The 18,455-nt window shown below is 53.0% G+C and carries 13 protein-coding genes; 3 read left to right on the top strand and 10 right to left on the bottom strand.

Annotation, left to right across the window (positions count from 1 at the left end; translation table 11 throughout):
- Positions 1 to 14: 14 nt before the first annotated feature.
- Entirely contained in the window at positions 15 to 1,046 is a 1,032-nt protein-coding gene (locus JOD01_RS11290; protein WP_204518440.1) for a cytochrome d ubiquinol oxidase subunit II, read from the top strand.
- 53 nt (positions 1,047 to 1,099) lie between these two features.
- Here the strand turns inward: JOD01_RS11290 and JOD01_RS11285 are convergent, their stop codons facing one another.
- From JOD01_RS11285 to JOD01_RS11255, 7 genes are all read right to left on the bottom strand, one after another.
- Positions 1,100 to 2,098, bottom strand: a complete 999-nt coding sequence (locus JOD01_RS11285) for an N-acetylglucosamine kinase (RefSeq protein WP_204518439.1) — start codon at positions 2,096 to 2,098, stop codon at positions 1,100 to 1,102.
- Positions 2,095 to 3,606, bottom strand: coding sequence for an argininosuccinate lyase (gene argH, locus JOD01_RS11280; RefSeq protein ID WP_204518438.1), 1,512 nt, complete (start codon positions 3,604 to 3,606; stop codon positions 2,095 to 2,097). Before argH ends, JOD01_RS11285 begins: the two co-directional genes overlap by 4 nt.
- 35 nt (positions 3,607 to 3,641) lie before the next feature.
- The gene (locus JOD01_RS11275) at positions 3,642 to 6,137 is read right to left on the bottom strand and encodes a PIG-L family deacetylase (protein WP_204518437.1); all 2,496 of its coding nucleotides are present in this window, start codon (positions 6,135 to 6,137) and stop codon (positions 3,642 to 3,644) included.
- An 89-nt stretch (positions 6,138 to 6,226) separates the two neighbouring features.
- Complete coding sequence (locus JOD01_RS11270) at positions 6,227 to 7,963, bottom strand: ABC transporter permease (RefSeq protein ID WP_204518436.1); 1,737 nt, start codon at positions 7,961 to 7,963, stop codon at positions 6,227 to 6,229.
- A 12-nt stretch (positions 7,964 to 7,975) separates the two neighbouring features.
- Positions 7,976 to 9,058, bottom strand: a complete 1,083-nt coding sequence (locus tag JOD01_RS11265; RefSeq protein ID WP_204518435.1) for an ABC transporter ATP-binding protein — start codon at positions 9,056 to 9,058, stop codon at positions 7,976 to 7,978.
- 116 nt (positions 9,059 to 9,174) lie between these two features.
- Positions 9,175 to 10,284, bottom strand: coding sequence for an extracellular solute-binding protein (locus JOD01_RS11260; RefSeq protein ID WP_204518434.1), 1,110 nt, complete (start codon positions 10,282 to 10,284; stop codon positions 9,175 to 9,177).
- A 20-nt stretch (positions 10,285 to 10,304) separates the two neighbouring features.
- The gene (locus tag JOD01_RS11255) at positions 10,305 to 11,483 is read right to left on the bottom strand and encodes an ROK family transcriptional regulator (protein ID WP_204518578.1); all 1,179 of its coding nucleotides are present in this window, start codon (positions 11,481 to 11,483) and stop codon (positions 10,305 to 10,307) included.
- A 222-nt stretch (positions 11,484 to 11,705) separates the two neighbouring features.
- On the opposite strand from JOD01_RS11255, the gene JOD01_RS11250 reads away from it, so the two are divergent.
- Both JOD01_RS11250 and JOD01_RS11245 read left to right on the top strand, forming a co-directional pair.
- Positions 11,706 to 12,314, top strand: coding sequence for a TetR/AcrR family transcriptional regulator (locus tag JOD01_RS11250; RefSeq protein WP_204518433.1), 609 nt, complete (start codon positions 11,706 to 11,708; stop codon positions 12,312 to 12,314).
- Positions 12,315 to 12,351: 37 nt separating this feature from the next.
- A complete protein-coding gene (locus JOD01_RS11245; RefSeq protein WP_204518432.1) occupies positions 12,352 to 12,798 on the top strand; it encodes a DoxX family protein in 447 nt (148 codons plus the stop codon).
- Positions 12,799 to 12,844: 46 nt separating this feature from the next.
- Here JOD01_RS11245 and JOD01_RS11240 read toward each other — a convergent pair whose 3' ends face one another.
- The 3 genes from JOD01_RS11240 to JOD01_RS11230 form a co-directional block, all read right to left on the bottom strand.
- Complete coding sequence (locus JOD01_RS11240; protein WP_204518431.1) at positions 12,845 to 13,744, bottom strand: SDR family oxidoreductase; 900 nt, start codon at positions 13,742 to 13,744, stop codon at positions 12,845 to 12,847.
- A gap of 170 nt (positions 13,745 to 13,914) precedes the next feature.
- Positions 13,915 to 17,055 carry an efflux RND transporter permease subunit gene (locus JOD01_RS11235; protein ID WP_204518430.1) on the bottom strand — a complete coding sequence of 1,047 codons (3,141 nt, stop codon included), beginning with the start codon at positions 17,053 to 17,055 and terminating at the stop codon, positions 13,915 to 13,917.
- 9 nt (positions 17,056 to 17,064) lie between these two features.
- A complete protein-coding gene (locus tag JOD01_RS11230; RefSeq protein WP_204518429.1) occupies positions 17,065 to 18,417 on the bottom strand; it encodes an efflux RND transporter periplasmic adaptor subunit in 1,353 nt (450 codons plus the stop codon).
- Positions 18,418 to 18,455 lie beyond the last annotated feature (38 nt).

Raw genomic sequence — 18,455 nt, 5'->3', positions numbered from 1 at the left:
AGGAGCCGATTCTGTTGACGGACACGCTGATTGCCAGTATTTTGTTGTGGGCGTTTGTAATCATTTATTCAGTGGCGGCTTCCATTGATTTTGGCGCCGGATTTTGGTCGATGGTCTACTTGAATCACGAGAAAACGAAAGCCACCAACATCGCCAACCGCTATTTGTCGCCATCCTGGGAAGTAACGAATGTGTTTGTCGTGCTCATCGTCGTGGCGCTTGTTACGTTTTTCCCCGGCGCTACCTATACGTTGGGAACGGTCTTGTTGATCCCCGGCAGCATTGTTTTGCTGTTGCTGTTAATTCGCAGCGCGTTTATGGTGTTTTCGCATCTGGTACAAAAATATAACAAACTGTTAAGTGTCGTTTCCGGCATCACCGGCATCCTGATCCCCGCGCTGCTGATCTGCGTGCTGCCGATTACGGAAGGCGGCTTCATCGCCCGCTTCCAAGGTGTCGAACAGCTGTTGCTTACAAAATTGCTGACCAGCCCTCACGTCCTGTCCTACATTGGCTTGGCGATCACCAGCACGCTCTTTCTCTCTTCCCTGCTGTTGACCGATTACAGCTTTGTTTCAAAGGAGAGGGAAGCCTTTGCGATCTATCGCAAGGACGCCCTGATCGTCGGGCCGGTCACATTATTGATGGCCGTGCTTACCTTGCAAACGATGCACCTGGAAGCAGACTGGCTGTACCGAAGACTCTTTGCGCACGCTCCCCTATTGCTTGCTTCCGGCGTCTGTTTCTTTGTCAGTTACATCGTGCTGCTCTTGCCGCAGCAGCGCGGACGAGTAATTCACCTGCCCCGGATTTCGGTATTCTTCGCGATCTTGCAATATTTGCTGGCTAGTTACGCTTACGGCGCCGCCCATCTTCCCTATATTGTCTATCCGGAGGTTACGATTGAGTCCGGCTTCACCCACCCCAGTACGTTTCGCGCCTTGTTTGTCAGCTATATCGTCGGTTTTGCCATCTTGATCCCCGGCTTTATTTATTTTTGGCGCATGTTTATGAAAGACGAAAGCTATTTGCGGCAAAAACCATGACCGTCTGTCCAAACGACAACAGGCTGCCGAGTGACGACAGCCTGTTCTCCTTTTCAACGATCGGACCGCCCGTTTGTTTTTTCCAGGCGACTCAAACCGGCGTTAATGATCGCGGCTATGGGCTCCTTTTCGGTCAAGCCTTCCCTTGCGTTCGGGGAGTAGCCGGTTATTCGCTGCATGACAATATCACGTACCAGTTGTTCATTTTGCAACACGCCGCCTTGCAGGAAATAAACATAGTCCTCCTGCCGCAAGCCCAACCGGTCGATCACCGCCCGCAAGCAGAAAAACAATTGTTCGCCTGCCCGGCACAGCAATTGCTTGGCGACGGCATCGCCCGAAAGAGCCGCCTGGCTGACGAGACGGGCAAGCTCCGCGACTTGTTCGATGGAATAGCGGGAACTGTATACCCAGTCAAACAATTCCTCCACATCGTTCAATCCCAGATGCGGCAAGATATATTGATCCAGTCCCGTTGGCTGCGCGCGTCCGTCCGCTGCTTGCAATATCGCGGTAATTGCCTGTTTGCCGATCCAATAACCGCTTCCTTCATCGCCGACGCGATGCCCCCAGCCGCCTGCCCGCGCGGAAACTCCCTGCGAATTAATGCCAAACGTGATCGAGCCCGTACCGGCGATGGCGAGGATTCCGGCCTTTCCTTGCGTCGCTCCCAGCAAAGCGGCCAGCCCGTCGTTCTCCACCACAAGCTGATCAATCTGTACGGGAAGCTTGGCGACGACCTCCTTGACCATTGCTTCAATAATTTGACGGTCATGCTTCGTATCGAGACCGGCAAGTCCCATAAAGGCACACTCAATCCGCAAGCAGACCGCCTCATTTACAGCATAGCCCTGCCGCCTTTTCCAGTCCTCAATCGTCGCCAGTATGCTTTTGTACAATTCCGCCGCGGCCGCTTCTCTGCCGCTCCCATGATAGTTGCAGGAACCGCCCAAACCGCTTGCCACAATCCGCTTCCCCTGATCGACAAACACAGCCTGACATTTCGTCCCCCCGCCGTCGACAGCCAACAGAGGAATAGACAAGCAGCTCATTCTCTTTCACTCCATCCGGATATTACCTGATCGAGGTGTTGTTTCGCCTGCTCCCATTTATTGCGGGCTGCCTGCAACCAGTTCCGCTGTGCCTGCTGCAGTCCCTTGCGATCTTCAATCACCCGCTTCATCTCAACCGGGCTCGGTCCGCCGGGCAACGTCCGAATGTCAATAAAATGCGTGGGATCAAGCGCTTGCGCCAATTGCTCGGCCGTGATCGACAATGGGTGGCCGATAATCGCCTGCGCCGTCTGATTGACCAGCTCCAGACTGATTTGATTGGCGGCCAATCCTTGCCGTGTCGCCTGCTTGACGACCTCGCTGACGATATGGTGCGAAGTGCGAAAAGAGAGATGATCGGTTCGCACCAGCGTATCGGCCAATTCCGTTACGGTTGCGTAACTTGCCTTGGCCCGCTGCAACAGCACCTCTTTGTTCACTTCGACCGTTCCGATCACGGCGGCGAGCAGGCGATACATCTGATCCATAATTTCCAGGCTTCGCCAGGCATACGGTTGCATGTCATCCTCGGTATCGACAATATCGCCGAATGGCGTATTGTGAACCATCGTCAACACGGTTTGCGTATTGCCGACACAGCTGGACAGCAAGGCACGCATATGCTCCAGGGAAACGGGATTGCGCTTTTGCGGCATGATCGAGCTGATCTGCACATATGGATTGGCTACCTTCAGTACGGCAAATTCCTGAGTGCACCATAAAAGCAAATCTTGCACCACTCGCCCGAGATTGATCGCTGCCAACTGAACGGCTGTAGCCACCTCCCCGATATAATCGGCTCCGCCAATCGCATCATAAGAATTTTCGATCAGTTCATCAAATCCGAGCAGCTGCTGCATCTGTTCCCTGCTGATGGAAAAACCCGATGTGGTCAACGCCGCGGCTCCCATGCTGCTTCGGTTGCAGTTATGATAAGCTTCCCGCAGCCGGCGGATGTCACGAGTCAGCGTATCGACAACCGCCATCGTGTAATGGGCCATCGTGGTAGGCTGAGCCTGCTGCGTATGCGTGTACCCGATCATCACCGTCTCCAGATGATCTTCGGCAAAGATCAGCAGCTGCTCCATCAAGCGCAGCGCGGAGTCGAGGACGACCAGCAATTTTTGCCGCAGAACCATGCGATAGATGGCAATTCCCATATCGTTGCGGCTTCTGGCGAGATGGAGATTTCCGGCAACATCGCCCGCTCTTCCCAGCAGTTGACTTTCTACCTGAAAAAACAAATCCTCATATTCACCGGTGTAAGCAGCGCTCTGCAAGGCCCGCAAGTCCAATTCGGACAGCGCCTTGGCAATCTGCTTGGCTTCTTCCTTGCTAATCAGTTTTTGCTCCGCCAGCATGATCAGGTGGGCTTTATTGATGGCCATCATCGGACCCAACAAATGTTGCTTCGCTTCGTTAAACGCGGGTTCCAATACCGCTTCTGCATAAGTTTTCCCGGGAAAGACCGAGCCCTCCCGCTCAAATATTTTTTCTTGTACGCCCATGTAGGTTCAACCTTCTCTCCACATATTCGATTCGGCTATTGTTTCAAACTGATCATATTGACAAACAGACGGATCGCTCCCGGAACCAGCTGAGGAATTTCCCGAAACCAGGCCAGCGAACTGTATGTGTAGACCCCTTTTCCGTAAGGGGCAGTCAAAAAGATTCCGCGAAACTCCGGCTCCCCGTCGTCACCGGTACTGATCAATTCCGTATACCGTTCGCTCCACTGCGCCGGATTATAGATCGAGCGCTCCTGAACCCAGTTGGCCCAATCTTCCTCGCCGATCCGGTTTGGCCAGTTAAAAATCGGATGCTCCGGCGCCAATACCGTCACCCGTGAATTTTCATTGGTCACGCGCCAGTCGATCAGCGAGTCCCCCAATGTGATCGGATAAGGGGCAAGCTCCGGTTTCCAGCCGTCGCCCGGCTTGTGGTATTGCACGACCAGATTGCCGCCATTTTCCACGAACCGCAACAATCGGGGATTGCTGCGAATCAGTTCCGGGCGAAAGGCGTAGGCGCGAATCCCCAGCACGATTGTATCGTACCTGCTTAAATCTCCGCACTCAATCTCTCTCGCATCGAGGTTGACGATGTTCACGCCCAGTTCCCGCAAACAGCTGTCGATATTGTCAAACCCGCTGGAGACGTAGCCGACCCGCAGCCGCTCCGGCAGTTGCAGATCAAACGCTTGCACCCCGAGCTCAGCCTTGCGAATATAGTACGTTCGGCCAATATGCTCGTATTCGATCACTTGCACGTCCCGTTTGCTCGCAAATCCTTCGCTCTCTACCTTGGCCTTTAAGCGATAATGTCCGCTCTCCGCATGCTCGTCTGGCGATACTAAAAACGATACCGTTTGCGTCTCACCGCGAAAGGAAAAGGCGAACGAGGCTGTTTCCGGCCGCGCCTGCCATCCCGGCGGCAAGTCCAATGAAACGACCGCTTGGGAAGGCTGACTGCGATAGTTTCTCACCGTTGTTTTCACCGGGATCACCGTTTGTTGCTGACTGGTGTTCCATACGGTTGCCTGAGGACTCAAAGCAATTGAATACGGTGGCAAAACGGCCAAATAGCGCTCCGGAAACAAGCGCAGGGCTGAAACGGTCTCGCCTAGCTGATAGCGGACGACCGCTTGCAGGACATCGGGCTTTAGCGGATGAAACGGCTCGGCATCCGCAGGGACGAACAGTTCATAGCGAACCGTTGCTTTGCTGTGACAGTCCAGTTCAGCCAAGCAAGTAGAATCAGCCGGTTTGCTTTGCCAACCGTCAGGTACGAGCAGCTTTACCTCGATATTTTTCAACACGGCCTGCCCTCCGTTATAGAGCGAAAGCGTCACTTCCGTTTTTTGCCCGGGAATGACGACGTCTGTGTTTGCTTTTAGGCGTGGCACCAGGCAGACTGCTTGGCAGCTGGCTCGTTGCAATTGCACTTTTTTCACTCGCAGGCGATGCAACAAATCGGTTTTCACGGCGGCGGGCACGTTCGCCAAAGCAGTGGCAGCGATCGTTTCCTCGACCAATCCTAACATTTGATGAACGCGGATCGCTACCTGTTGAAAATCCGGAAAAGCGGCGATCACCTCGGCGCTTTTTGCCTGCAAACTTCGCAATTTTTGTTTCAGCGCCGCTTGCTGCGCGCTCAACTCATCCGCCAAATCGGCAAACGTATAGGCAAGCCCGGCGAAAAAATCGGGTTCCCGCTGTTGCGCTGGCACCTGGGCCGCTTCTCGTTTGTAATAATAAAAGGCCGCACCTTCCTCATAGTGAACTCCCATCCCCTGGCTCCGATGCAAAAAACGCGACTGCTCGCCAAGCTGCCGATAAGTGGCGCCATAAATGGAACTGTATTCGCCGATCGGTACGGCAACCTGATAGTCTTCTTTTGTCCCCGGCACATACAATTTTTTGATTTGCCAAGGCTGCAGTCCGCTCGCCGCATGTTCCGGAAAGACGGCAGGATCGGCCGCCTCCTGATACGCGCGAAGCGTCAAAATGGTGATCGCGCGGTGATGGCCGTGTGTGGTTCGCTCATTGCGAAAGCACGGGATGACCACGTCAGGCCGCAACAGGCGGATTTGCCGAATCAGCCGTTCATAACATACCGATTCGCCCCATTTGTTCAGCGTTTCCCGTTCGCATTTGGAAAAGCCAAAGTCGGTGATCGGATCGTCCAGCTCTTCGCTCAATATGCGCAACGTAATATGATTCAAGCGGGAGGCTTCCTCCAATTCCCGCGTGCGGATGATGCCGAGCGCATGGCCCAATTCGCTGCCGATCTCGTTTTGGCCTCCTTCGCCGCGCGTTGCGATCACGCTGGATGTATGCACGCCTTTGCCCAAAGAAAGATAGGCCAGCATCGCGCTGTGCTCGTCATCCGGATGCGCTCCGGTATTCATCGCGCTGGCGATCGTCGTCAACGGAATAATCGCTTTCCATAATTCAACCAGCCCCCGCCTTTCATTGCGGATCTCAGGAAATTCACTCTCCGCTACCCTCAGCGGATCACTTGTCGGAGCATCTGTCATATTTATTGTCACCCCATCGCTTGACATCTCGTTTGTCTGCTGATAATCGTTTTACTTCATCATTACGCCGGTCGTTTCTTCTGCGTGTGTCAAATTACCGGACCATTCTTGTCGCCGATAAACCGCTTCGTCACAAACAGCACGAGGATAATCAGCAAGATTTGCAGTACGCCATAAGCACAAGCAGTGCCAAATTCAAACGAGTACATCCGTTGATAAACGGCGACCGACAGCGGTATCGTTTTCGTCGTAAAAATCAGAATCGAGGCGACAAATTCACCGATACATTGCACCAATGCCAGCAGTGTGCCCGCCAAAACCCCGCTCAGGGCCATCGGCAAAACGACCCTGCGGAAAGAGTACCACCAGGACGCTCCCAGATTGCGGGCCGCTTCCTCGACAGAACGGTCCATTTGCAGCAACGTAGCCGAGGTTGAGCGAAAGACCAACGGCAAATGGCGGACAAAATACGCCAACGGTATCATCCAGAACGTCCCAATCAGCACCTGTTGAAAACTGAAGATGGTCGGCTCGCTGAATGCGGTGATCAAATTGATCGCCACTACCGTTCCCGGCAATGCCCAGGGAACCATGATCAGTACATCGAGCAGCGTTTTTCCGCGGAAAGGCAGCCGAACCATCGCATAGGCGGCCGCCACGCCGAATACGACAATGCCGGCGGTAGCAATGGCGCTTAGCTTGAAGCTGTTGACTACCGGACGCCAGGTCTGACTATCGGTAAACAATTCCAGATAATGGCTGACCGTATATTCCGGCGGCAAGATTTGCACCGTCCAGGTGCCATCGACTGAAAAAGAGATCAGCACCAGCACCAGTATGGGCAGCAGCAAAATCACCATGGCGATAAAGGAAAGAACCATCGCGACATATTTGCCCGTTTTGCTCTTAACCTCTGTCCGGTGAACGCTGATCCCCTTGCTCATGTTTTGATAGTTGCGGGCACCTTGGTACCAGCGCATCAGCAGCAGGAAGAGGATGGAGACAACAGACAAAATTGTCGATTGGGTCGCAGCCATGTCCAGTGATCCATTGGTTCGCGACAGGTACACCTGCATCGTCATCGTCCGGTCGATGCCAAAGACGAGCGGAGCGGTGTAAGAAGCCATCGCGATCATAAAGACAAGCAAGGAAGAGGCGACGATCGATGGCGTAAGCATCGGCAAAATCACCCGCCGCCAGATTGTCAGCCGATTGGCCCCGAGATTGGCGGCTGCTTCTTCCAGCGAAGGATCCAGTCCCTTGATCGCCGCCGAAGCGGTCATAAAAAAGTAGGTATACATCGTAAACGTATGGACAACCAATACTCCCCAGACACCTTTTAACGAAAAGGGAACCTGTTCAAGCTGGAACAGTTCTTTCAAGGCACGGGGAATGATCCCGCTTTCGCCGTATAAAAACGTAAACGATAAAACCCCGATTAACGGCGGTAAAGCCATTGGCACCAATGCCAGAACGGACAATATTTTGCGGCCGGGAAATTCATAGCGCTCCAGCAAAAATGCCAGCGACACGCCGACAATTCCGCAAGTGATCACACTTAATACGGAAATATAAATACTGGTCCAAAGCGCCTCCAGGTTGGAACTGTGTTCCAGACTGAAAAACTCGCGGTAATTTTCAAAAGACAATCGGCCATCAACTTGAACGCTGGCGACAAAAGTCTGAAACAGCGGATAGACGACGTAGGCCAGCAAGACCAGAAACAACGGGGCGACCAGCACATACACAAAATAAGGCGAGGAAGCAAAGGAAACGCGGCGTTTTGGCAGCGTCGGCAACGGTGTTTGTTGCAATTCCGGTTTCATCGATTCCCCCCCTTATCCGATGAAATAAATGCTTTCGGTTGGAATGCGCAGACGGATGGGCTCCCCCGCCTGTTTCACTCTGCTTCCCCGATTGACAAACATGCTGCGAAGCTGCAGAGACTCGATCTTGGTCACGTAATTAACGCTTGCTCCGGTAAACTCGGCAACCTCTACAACGCCCGCCAGTTGATTGCAAGCAGGCGCATCCGCTTCCCCTGCCTCCTCCACCGCTTCCGGGCGGATTGACAAGGTCACTGTCTCACCTGGCTGCAATTTGGCGATGGCGGAAGCATTGGCGCGATCGCCAACCAGCTCGATCTCCGGCGCCACCTGAACCCGAATCAGATTCCCGTCAGTCGCGACAATTTTGCCTTCCCAAAGATTCGTCTCCCCAATAAACGAAGCGACAAAACGGTTAACAGGACGATGATACACTTCATAGGGCGTCCCGATCTGCTGCACTTCTCCCCCCTGCATGACCATGATCCGGTCGGACATCGACATCGCCTCCGCCTGATCATGGGTAACATAAATCGTGGTGATGCCCAGTTCGGACTGCAAGCGTTTGATCTCGTACCGCGTCTCTTCCCGCAATTTGGCATCCAGATTGGACAGCGGTTCATCGAGCAGCAAGATTTGCGGCTCGATCACCAACGCGCGAGCCAGCGCGACCCGCTGCTGCTGTCCGCCGGATAGCTGATCGATTCTGCGCTCGCCGTATCCTTCCAGATGAACCAATCGCTGCGCCCGTTCCACTTTTTCCTTGATGTCCTGTTTGGGCAATTTTCGAACTTGCAAACCAAAGGCAATATTCTCAAAAACAGTCATGTGCGGAAACAGCGCATAGTTTTGAAAAACCATTCCAGTATTTCGCTTGTGCGGCGGCAAATGGGTTACATCCTGCTGGCCGAATTGAATCCGCCCCGCACTCGGAAAATAAAATCCGGCAATCATGCGGAGCGTAGTCGTTTTCCCGCAGCCGCTGGGGCCTAAAAAAGTGAAGAATTCCCCTGACTGAATGGTAATGTGTACATCTTCGACGCCTTTCACATTGCCAAAGCGTTTGCTTACATGGTCTAGTGTTACGCTGCTCATCAGGTATTCCTCCCCTAACCATCCGTAATTCCACAGGCAGATTTCAGGGACGTCCCAGCCCAGCCCCTTGCCTGCTGAGCGGGCGTCCCTGCCTTAAAAAACAAGAGCGCTTGCGGTTATTGAGCCCCTTTGCCCTTGATGTTTTGATCCCAGTATTCCATCCATTCCTTGTCCTTCTCGGCCATCACATCCCAATCGAGTTCCAGCGGCTTCAATTCGAGATTTTTCATAAAGTCTGGCAAGTCATCCTTGGAAATATCTGTGCGCGACGGGAACTGGAAGCGTTCCTTGGCCAGCTGGGCGGCGATTTCCGGACTGAACAAAAATTCATAAAACTTCTGGGCGGCATCCATGTTTTTCGCCCCTTTGACGATACCCACGCCGTCTACCAGAATCGGAGCGCCGCTTGCCGGATAGACGAAGTCAAACGGATGGTTGTTTTTCTTGCTTTGCAGCAGGATATCTTGCAGGTTCCACAAAGAGATGGCCCCTTCCTGGCGATCCAGTTTCAAGTACAAGTTAGTCGGGTCCTGGGTGTACTCTTTCGTGTTCGCATCCAGTTTTTTCAGCCATTCATAACCTTTTTGCGGATCATTCGGGTCCTGGCGGTAAATCATCGCGCCATAGATCGTCCGCATCGTTCCCGATGGCAAAACGCCGCGAATGACAATTTTGTCTTTATATTTGGGATCAATCAGATCGTCCCAGTCTTTCGGCACTTCCTCCGGTTTTAAAGCCTGCGGATTATACATGATCACTTCCGGCAGCAGCATTTCTCCGTACCAGCGGTCTTGCGGGTCTTTGTATTCAGCCGGAATCTTGTCGGCAAAGGTCGGTTTGTACGACTCCAGCAAGCCTTCTTTCGCCGCCGTGCTTAAAGCGGATTGGGTTCCGCCCCACCAGAAGTCGGCCTGCGGGTTGGCTTTTTCCGCGCGCACCCGCTCAAGAATTTGCTGGGCGCCCATCTCCAACGTTTCCACTTCGATATCCGGATATTTTTCCTTAAATTTGGGCAGTACGATTTCAAAGATATTTTTATCCCGCGCCGTGTAGATCACCAAGCTTTTGCTGCCCTCTGCCGGCTGGGCCGGTTCGGCGGAGGTCTGCTCGCCCTGAGGACTTGCCTGGTTTGCCGTCGGCTGCGCTTCTCCTCCTCCTCCGCAAGCCGCCAGCAGCAGCGACAACGATCCGGCAAACAATCCGTGAATCCATTTTGCCTTTTTCATCAATGAATCCCCCTTTTCCCTTACTCTTTCATCAGTTTTGCGGAAAAAAACGCTTCCAAAACACTGTGAACTGCCCCCACCATCCCGGCGCGATTGCCAAGCGCAGCTTTTTTCACGCGGGGCATCACCGGAATCGACTGTTCCAGCAATTCGCTGATCTGTTTCACCCCTTTGTCATCGATATGGATCATCTCTCCGCTTAATACCAGCAAGTCCGGATTAAGCACGCTGACGATGTTCGCCAACCCGTATGCCCAATGCCGATAAGTATCATCCAGCAATTGTTTTGCCGCCGTGTTTCCCTGATTGGCATAGGCGATCAGCTGTTGTATAATACTCGAGCCTTCATCAAGACCAGAGAGTAACCCCTTTGCTCTAGCAAGAATGGCAGCAGTGGAATAGTTTTGTTCGAATACACCCGCTCCCGTCAGCTTGTTGCCGGAGTTCGGGCCAATCATCATAAAGCCCACTTCGCCTGCCGCTTCACTTCCCCCGCGATATAATTGCCCGTCGATCATGATGCCGGAGCCGATCCCTGTCCCTACATAAAGATAAACCATCGTCGCCGAACCGGTGCCGACCCCTTCCACATACTCTCCCAAAGCCATCAGATTGACGTCATTATCAATTAAGGCGGGGATGCCCAATTTGCGTTCAATCTCTTGTTTGACAGGCAGCCCCGTCCAGCCGGTGCTGGGCGAAAAGCTGATTGTTCCTTCCCGGCGCTGGGTAATCCCCGGCAGCCCGACGCCAATGCCGAGCAGCCGTTGGCGGGGATAACCGCTCTTTTCGATCAGTATCTGCAAACCTGCCGCCAATTTCTGTAAAGCTTCATCTCCATTGAAAGGAGAGAGCAGCCGCGTCTCGCAATCAGCCAGCACTTCGCCTCGCAAATCGGTTAAGGCCATCTGCAGCAAGCTTCCGTCAAAAATGGCCCCGACGATCGCGTAAGCCTGATAATTGCATTCCAGCAAGATCGGTCTTCGCCCGCCCGTGGAATGCCCGATTCCCACTTCGCAGATTAAGCCCGCTTCGATCATTTCTTCGACCAGGGAAGAAACGCAAGGCCGACTTAATTTGGTCCGTTTGGACAGCTCTGCCCGGGAGATTTGCCCGTGTTCCTTTAATTGGGATAAAATTTCCGCCTTGTTGATCCACTTGAGCAATTTGCTGCTGCCTGTTCGCGTCTTTTCGAGCAGTCCGACCACCTCTTTAATTAGTAAACTTCCCTAACAAAGTATTTAATGGAAATTATAGTATAACATCGCGTAATAATCAAACTATTTCATTAATTCAGATAAAATAAAGTTGTACTTAACATAGATCCAAAAATATGAAACAGCTTGTTGTTAACAATTTACAAACCGCCGGTTGGTATTTATAATGGATGACAGACGCGTTGCAACATGGGAGGTATCGTTTTGAAGCAAGAAGAACGCCGGAAGCAAACCATTCAGCTGCTGCTCGATACAACAAAAGCGCTGATCAAGGAAAAAGGGTGTCACTCGCTGACTATGAAGGACATTATGGAGAAGTCCGGATTGTCTAAAGGGGCGATCTTTCACTATGTAAGAAGCAAAGACGAAATCTTTGCGTGGGTGCTGCAGGAACGATTGGAAGAGACGCATGCGCGGTTTCTGAACGAGGTCCAACACGGCCCGCAAACATTTGAAGGACCTATGCAACAGATTGTCCATCGGCTACCTTTGCTGGAAGATCCCGAGGAAATGATCAATCAGGTGCTGCTTTACCTGATCGGCAAAAAAGATGAGCCCGCTGTCGCGAACGTGCTGAAGCAATTTTACGAACTGGCTGTGCAGCGGTCAAAGCAGTGGATCGAAACCGGCCAACAGCATCAGGTGATTCCCCCCTCGGTCGATCCGGGCAAAACAGCCGAACTGTTTGTGCTGCTGTCGCTCGGGCTGCGAGTTCGCTCCGCTTTTCCGTTATTGACTCCCACCTATACATCGCAAGATTTCTCGTCCTTTATGATTCACGTTTTGCAGTCCGGCTGCGGGCTGAACAAATAAGACGTCCCCTCTTGACCGTTTGGAAGGAGGAATAAAGATGGCTCCATTGGTTGCGCTTGTCGCTTCTTTTGTATTGTTCCGGCTTTTTGGCCAAGTCGGGTTTATTGCCTTCGCCGAATGGTCGACCTGTCTGCAGGCCGCCGTCGCCATTATGCTGCTGCTAACCGCGTCCGCTCATTGGGGGAAAAGACGGGCTGACCTCATTCGGATGGTTCCCCCCCTGTTTCCCAAGGCGGAATGGATCGTCACGGTGACAGGCTGGCTGGAAATTGCGGGAGCGGTCGGCATCCTGCTCCCTGCCACTTCCCCAGCCGCTTCCATCTGTCTCGCCCTGCTCTTAATCGCCATGTTTCCTGCCAATGTTCGAGCCGCTCGCCTAAAACTGACGATCGGCGGTCGGCCTACTCCCCGTCTGGCTGTCCGAACGGTACTGCAGCTTGTTTTCGTTGCAGCGATCCTCTTGGCCGGTTTTCCTCCAGCTTGAAGCAACCAATCATCCTCCGGACTTTTCGGACGGGCTGAACCGGCAATCAGGAGGCGACGATTGTACCGCCATTGACGTGCAGAACCTGGCCGGTAACATAGCTGGAATCGTCGGAAGCCAGATAAATGTATGTGGGCGCCAACTCGAACGGCTGTCCGGCCCTTCTCATCGGTACATCGGCTCCGAAGTTTTTGACGCGCTCCGCGGAAAAACTGGCCGGAATCAACGGTGTCCAAATCGGCCCCGGCGCAACCGCGTTCACACGGATACCCTGATCTACCAGCGATAACGAAAGCGAACGGGTAAACGAGACGATGGCTCCTTTCGTCGCCGAGTAATCAATCAGTGTCTTTTCGCCATGATAAGCTGTGACCGAAGCGGTACTGATAATCGAACTGCCCGGCCGAAGATGGGGCAGCGCCGCCTTGGTCAGATAGAAATGCGGATAGATGTTGGTGCGAAACGTGTTCTCGAGCTGCTCCGCCGTAATGTTGAGGATACTTTCCTGCGGAAACTGGACGGCCTGGTTGAGCACGAGGATATCGAGTTTGCCGAACGTATCAATCGTTTGGCGAACTGCCTGGGCACAAAACGCTTCTTGTCGCAAATCCCCAGCGATCGCCAGACAGCGCCGCCCCTGCTGTTCCACCATTTGTCTCGTCGTCTCGGCATCCTGCTGTTCATTAAGGTAGACGATGGCCACGTCCGCCCCCTCTTTGGCAAAACCGAGCGCGACCGCCCGGCCAATCCCGCTGTCTCCGCCGGTGATGATCGCTACTTTGTTTGCCAGTTTGCCGGAGCCGCGGTAATACGGGTTATCTGAAATCGGGGCTGGTACCATCAAATATTCCAAACCCGGTTGAACCTCCTGATGCTGGGGGGGAAAAGTGATCGGCACTTCTTGACATTTGACTTCCTTGCTGTAATAGGGGTAAATCGGATACATGCACTGCCTCCTGTGTCGTATTTTTTGCTCTGTTCATCATATGAGGACTCCCACCATTGGTTCCGCCAACACCTATTGACACTTGCTTCCATTCAATAAAAAAACTGGCGATGAGCACAATGATGCTCACGCCAGTATATAGTCAGCCCGGCTGATTCGATTCGGACCCCTTACGCTTGTTTGTCTGCCGCTTGCGGGATCGCTTTGTTGCGGGCAGGCAGCCATTTGCGGAATGTTTTTTTCATGCTGATGGACATATCATCCAAAATGGAGTAAACAACCGGTATGACAACCAATGTCAGCAAGGTTGAGAGCAGCAGCCCGCCGATCACAACCGTCGCCATTGGCGATTGGCTTTCACTGCCTTCACCCAATCCCATCGCCAGCGGCAGCAACCCCAAAGACGTGGTCAGCGTGGTCATGACGATTGGACGAAGGCGTGTCGGACCCGCAATCAGCAGCGCTTCCGTGCGATCCGTTCCCCGCCCCCGCAAAATATTGGTAAAGTCGATCAAAACGATCGCATTGCGCACTACGATCCCGACCAACAGGATCAACCCGATAAATGCGGGGATACTCAGCGGCCTGTTCGTAATCCACAAGCTGAAGCTTGCCCCGAAAATCGACAGCGGCACCGACAGCATGATCGATAATGGATAAACCATCGATTCAAATTGGGCAGCCAAAATAATGTAGACCAACACGATCGCCAGTCCAAAGGCATAAAGCATGCTTTTCGTCGACTCGTCCATCTGTTGGGTTGTCCCTTGCTTCTCGATCGCATAACCGGCAGGCAGCGGGTAGCTGCGGACCACTTCATCGACCGCTGCTGAAACAGTGCCCAAATCTACATTGGGAGCGGTCTGCGCCATAATTGTCACGGTCCGCGCCTGATTGTAACGGGAAATCGATCGCGGCCCTTCTCCCATGACCACTTCGGCCACATCTTTCAGCTGCACTTTTTCTCCATTGGAAGTGGTAATCAACAAATTGCCGATATCCTCAATATGTGTATTGTCGCCATCTTCCGGTACGATGCTCACATCGATTTCTGTGCCGTCTGTCTCGTAAGTAGTGGCAACCTGATCATTCAAGGCGGTAGACACGGTGCTGGAAATCATCGATTGGGTCACTCCCAGCTCTGCCGCTCTTACCTTATCCATCCTGACTTGCACTTGCGGCGTCGACTGCTCCAGGGAATTGTCCGCCTCGCGAACGCCCTCGACCGTGCTGATCTGATCGGTCAGCAGTTCCGCCAACTCTTTCAATTTTTCCGAATCACCGCCGCGAATGGCGTAGGCAATCGGTCCGGAACCGCCCGCACCGCCGCCACCACCGCCCATAAACGGCAACGAACCTCCGGAAACCTCGCTGATTCTCACACGCGCTCCCGGGAAGCGATTTAACTTTTTGCGCAAATCGTCAACGATTTCCGCCGTGCTGCGCGAGCGTTCCGACAAGTCGGAAAGCTGCAGGAAGAACGAAGCGTTTTCTTCCGAAGCATTATTGCTGCCGCGTGTCGCGTTGGAGGTCCCCAAGGCGGAGAGAATCGATTTTACTTCCGGAACCTTTTCAATCGTGGCCAAAGCCTGGTTCATGACCTCTCTCGTTTTTTCCAGTTCGGTACCGGTCGGGAGTTGGATCGAAACGTTCACCTGTCCCTGATCGGAAGAAGGCATGAACTCCGAACCGAGAAACGGAATGAGCGCCACTCCGGCTGCCAATGAAGCCAAGCCAATGGCGACAACCGTTTTGCGATGTCCGAGCGCCCAACGCAACAGCTTGCGATAGGCGGAAACCAGCTTGCCGTCTGATTTCTCAAAATGCGTATTTGCTTTGGCGGCTGCCGTCCATTTCGTCGCCAGCATCGGCGTGACGGTCAGCGACACGACCAAGGATACGATCAGGGAGAAAGACACGGTGACGCCCAAATCTTTAAACAACTGGGCAGTTACCCCTTCGACAAAGACGATTGGCAAGAAAACCGCGATCGTCGTCAACGTCGCCGCAATAACCGGCATCGAAACTTCTTTCGTCCCTTCGACCGCCGCCTGGACAATGCTTGCTCCTCGTTCCCGATGGCGATGAATATTTTCCAGAACAACGATCGCGTCATCGACGATCATCCCGATCCCCAGCGTCAATCCGCCCAAGCTCATCGTGTTGATCGACATTCCCGAGAAAAACATCAGCGCGAACGTGGAGATGACGGCAATCGGAATCGCAGTGGCGATGATCAGCGTATTGCTCAGACTGCGCAGGAACACGAGGATGATGATAATCGCCAGCAAGCCGCCAATCAACGTGTCATGCTCCAGCGTGTTAATGGAGGCGCGAATAAATTTCGATTGGTCTGAAATGCTGACAAAGGAAAAGTTGCCGCTCATCGTTTCCTGAATGTTTTGCAACTGTTCGTTGATATTGTCAACAACGGCGACAGTGTTACTGCCGGATTGTTTCATAATCGTTACGGTAACGGTGTTTTTTCCGTCCAGTTTTGTTTCCACCGAAATATCTTTATAACCATCCTGAACAACGGCTATATCCTCCAGGAAGATATGGCCGCCGCCCTGCAACGGGATGGACACTTTGCGAATATCATCGATGGAAGCAAATTTCCCGATCGAGCGAACCTGATACGAGATACCGCCCTCGGTTACTTTCCCTCCTGAGCCATCAAGATTTTGATTGCGCAATTGGGTATTGAGATCCGATACGGTCAAGCCGTACTGCTCCAGCTTCTTGTCATTGACGATTATTTTGATTTCTCGATCTACCCCGCCGGAGACGTCAACGGAAGCGACACCGTCGACCCGCTCCAGATAAGGAACGATCTGGTCGTCGACGAATCGTTTCAGCTGATCGGCCTTCATATCGGACGAGATCGCCAGCGTCAAAACAGGCGTGCTGTTCGGGTCGAATCGTACGACCGACGGAGCGTCCGCATCATCGGGGAGAGACCGTCTGGCCCGCTCGACTTTTTGCTGAATATCCGAAATCGCTTCGTCCAAATCAGCGCCGTAATCAAACTCGACAATCACCTGCGAAGAACCTTCGCGGGAGTTGGATGTGATCGACTTGACGCCGGACACCGTAGCGACCGCATCTTCAACCGGCTTGGTCACCAGGTTTTCGATCTCTTCCGGCCCAACGCCGCTATAACTGGTAATCACCGCAACGGTCGGGATTTCGATATCAGGGTAAAGATCGATTGGGATTCTTGTTAAAGAAATGATCCCGAGAAGGACAACGATCAGGACACCCATCATCACCGTGACCGGACGACGAATGGAATGTTGGGAAATATGCATGGGTATCACCTAACCTTTTTGATTTGCACTGCCTTCCGGACGATCGGAACGCTGTTGTTGATTCGTTTGACCATTTCCATCTGCGTTCCCTTTTCCATTTCCTTCGGATTGCTGCGATTTTGCTTTCGGATCGACGACCGTAACCGGCGCGTTCGGCATCACCGTATTTTGTCCAGCGACCACAACATCTTCCCCGCCCTTCAATCCGGACAAAATTTCCATCCGTTCTCCGTCAGATTCTCCGGCTTCCACCGTTACCTGTTTCGCTTTGCCGTCCTCAACCACATATACATAATATTGTTGGCCTTCCGACATCACCGCTTCGCGCGGTACAACCAGTGCTTGCCGTTTGTTGGCTGCCACATTGATCGTCGCGATCATGCCAGCCTTTGCCTTCAAATCGGGATTGGGAATTTCAATTTCAATCGGATATGATTTCGTATCATCTGCCAACGGGCTGACAGAGGCAATCGTCCCCTTGGTCTTCAAGTCGACTGAAGAAACCGCCACATCGACGCTTTGTCCGACGTGGAACAGTGACACCTGGCCCTCTGTCGCGCTCGTCTTCACTTTCATCATGGCCAAATTAATGATTTGAGCAACAACCGTGCTCGTGCCAACCTGATCGCCAACCGACACCGGAAGCGCTCCGATCACCCCATCGATGGGCGAAGTAACGGTCAAGTTTTGGTAATTCAGTTTCGCCAGAGCATAATCTGCCTCAGATTGCTTCAATTCCGCTTCCGCCTGTTGCAAAGCGTTTTCCGTAGGCCCCTCTTTGTCCATCTTCAACTGCTGCTGTTGGTTTTCCAGGCTGGTTTGCGCACTGACCAGCGCCAGGCGGGCCTGTTCCAGTTCAGCTGAGGTGATCGCCCCTTCCTTAAAAAGACTTTCGTTCCGTTCATAATCTCTTTTCGCAGATTCATATTTGCTTTGCAATTCTTTCAACGTATTCTCCGACTTGGCAATATCTTCGGCGCGAGTTCCCTCTTTTGTCTCTTGATATCTCGCTTTCGCCAACGTGTAGGAAGCCTCCGCACGCTGAAGGTCAACCAAGCCTTCCTCGTCGTCCAACTTGGCAATCGGCTGCCCCGCCTTGACAGAGTCGCCCACCTTCACGAAAATCTGCTTGATTCTGCCGGAAGCTTTGGACGTCAAATCGACCTGCTGTTTCGCTTCCAATCGTCCGCTGAGGGAAACGTTGAGGCTAAAATCCTCCGTTGCCGCTTTCTTTACCTCAACCGGCACGGCATTTTGCCCTTGCCCCATTCTTCCCGCTTGCCCTTGTTGATTGGAAGAACAACCGGCAGCGATAATACTTGCGATGATAAAAGCTGTGAATGCCAATCTCTTCAGCTTCAAACTCAGTACCTCCCCTATCCTTGACCGACTCGGCGCAT

Source organism: Brevibacillus fulvus, assembly GCF_016908525.1.
Lineage (GTDB): Bacteria > Bacillota > Bacilli > Brevibacillales > Brevibacillaceae > Brevibacillus_G > Brevibacillus_G fulvus.
This window is presented reverse-complemented; position numbering and strand designations above follow the sequence as displayed.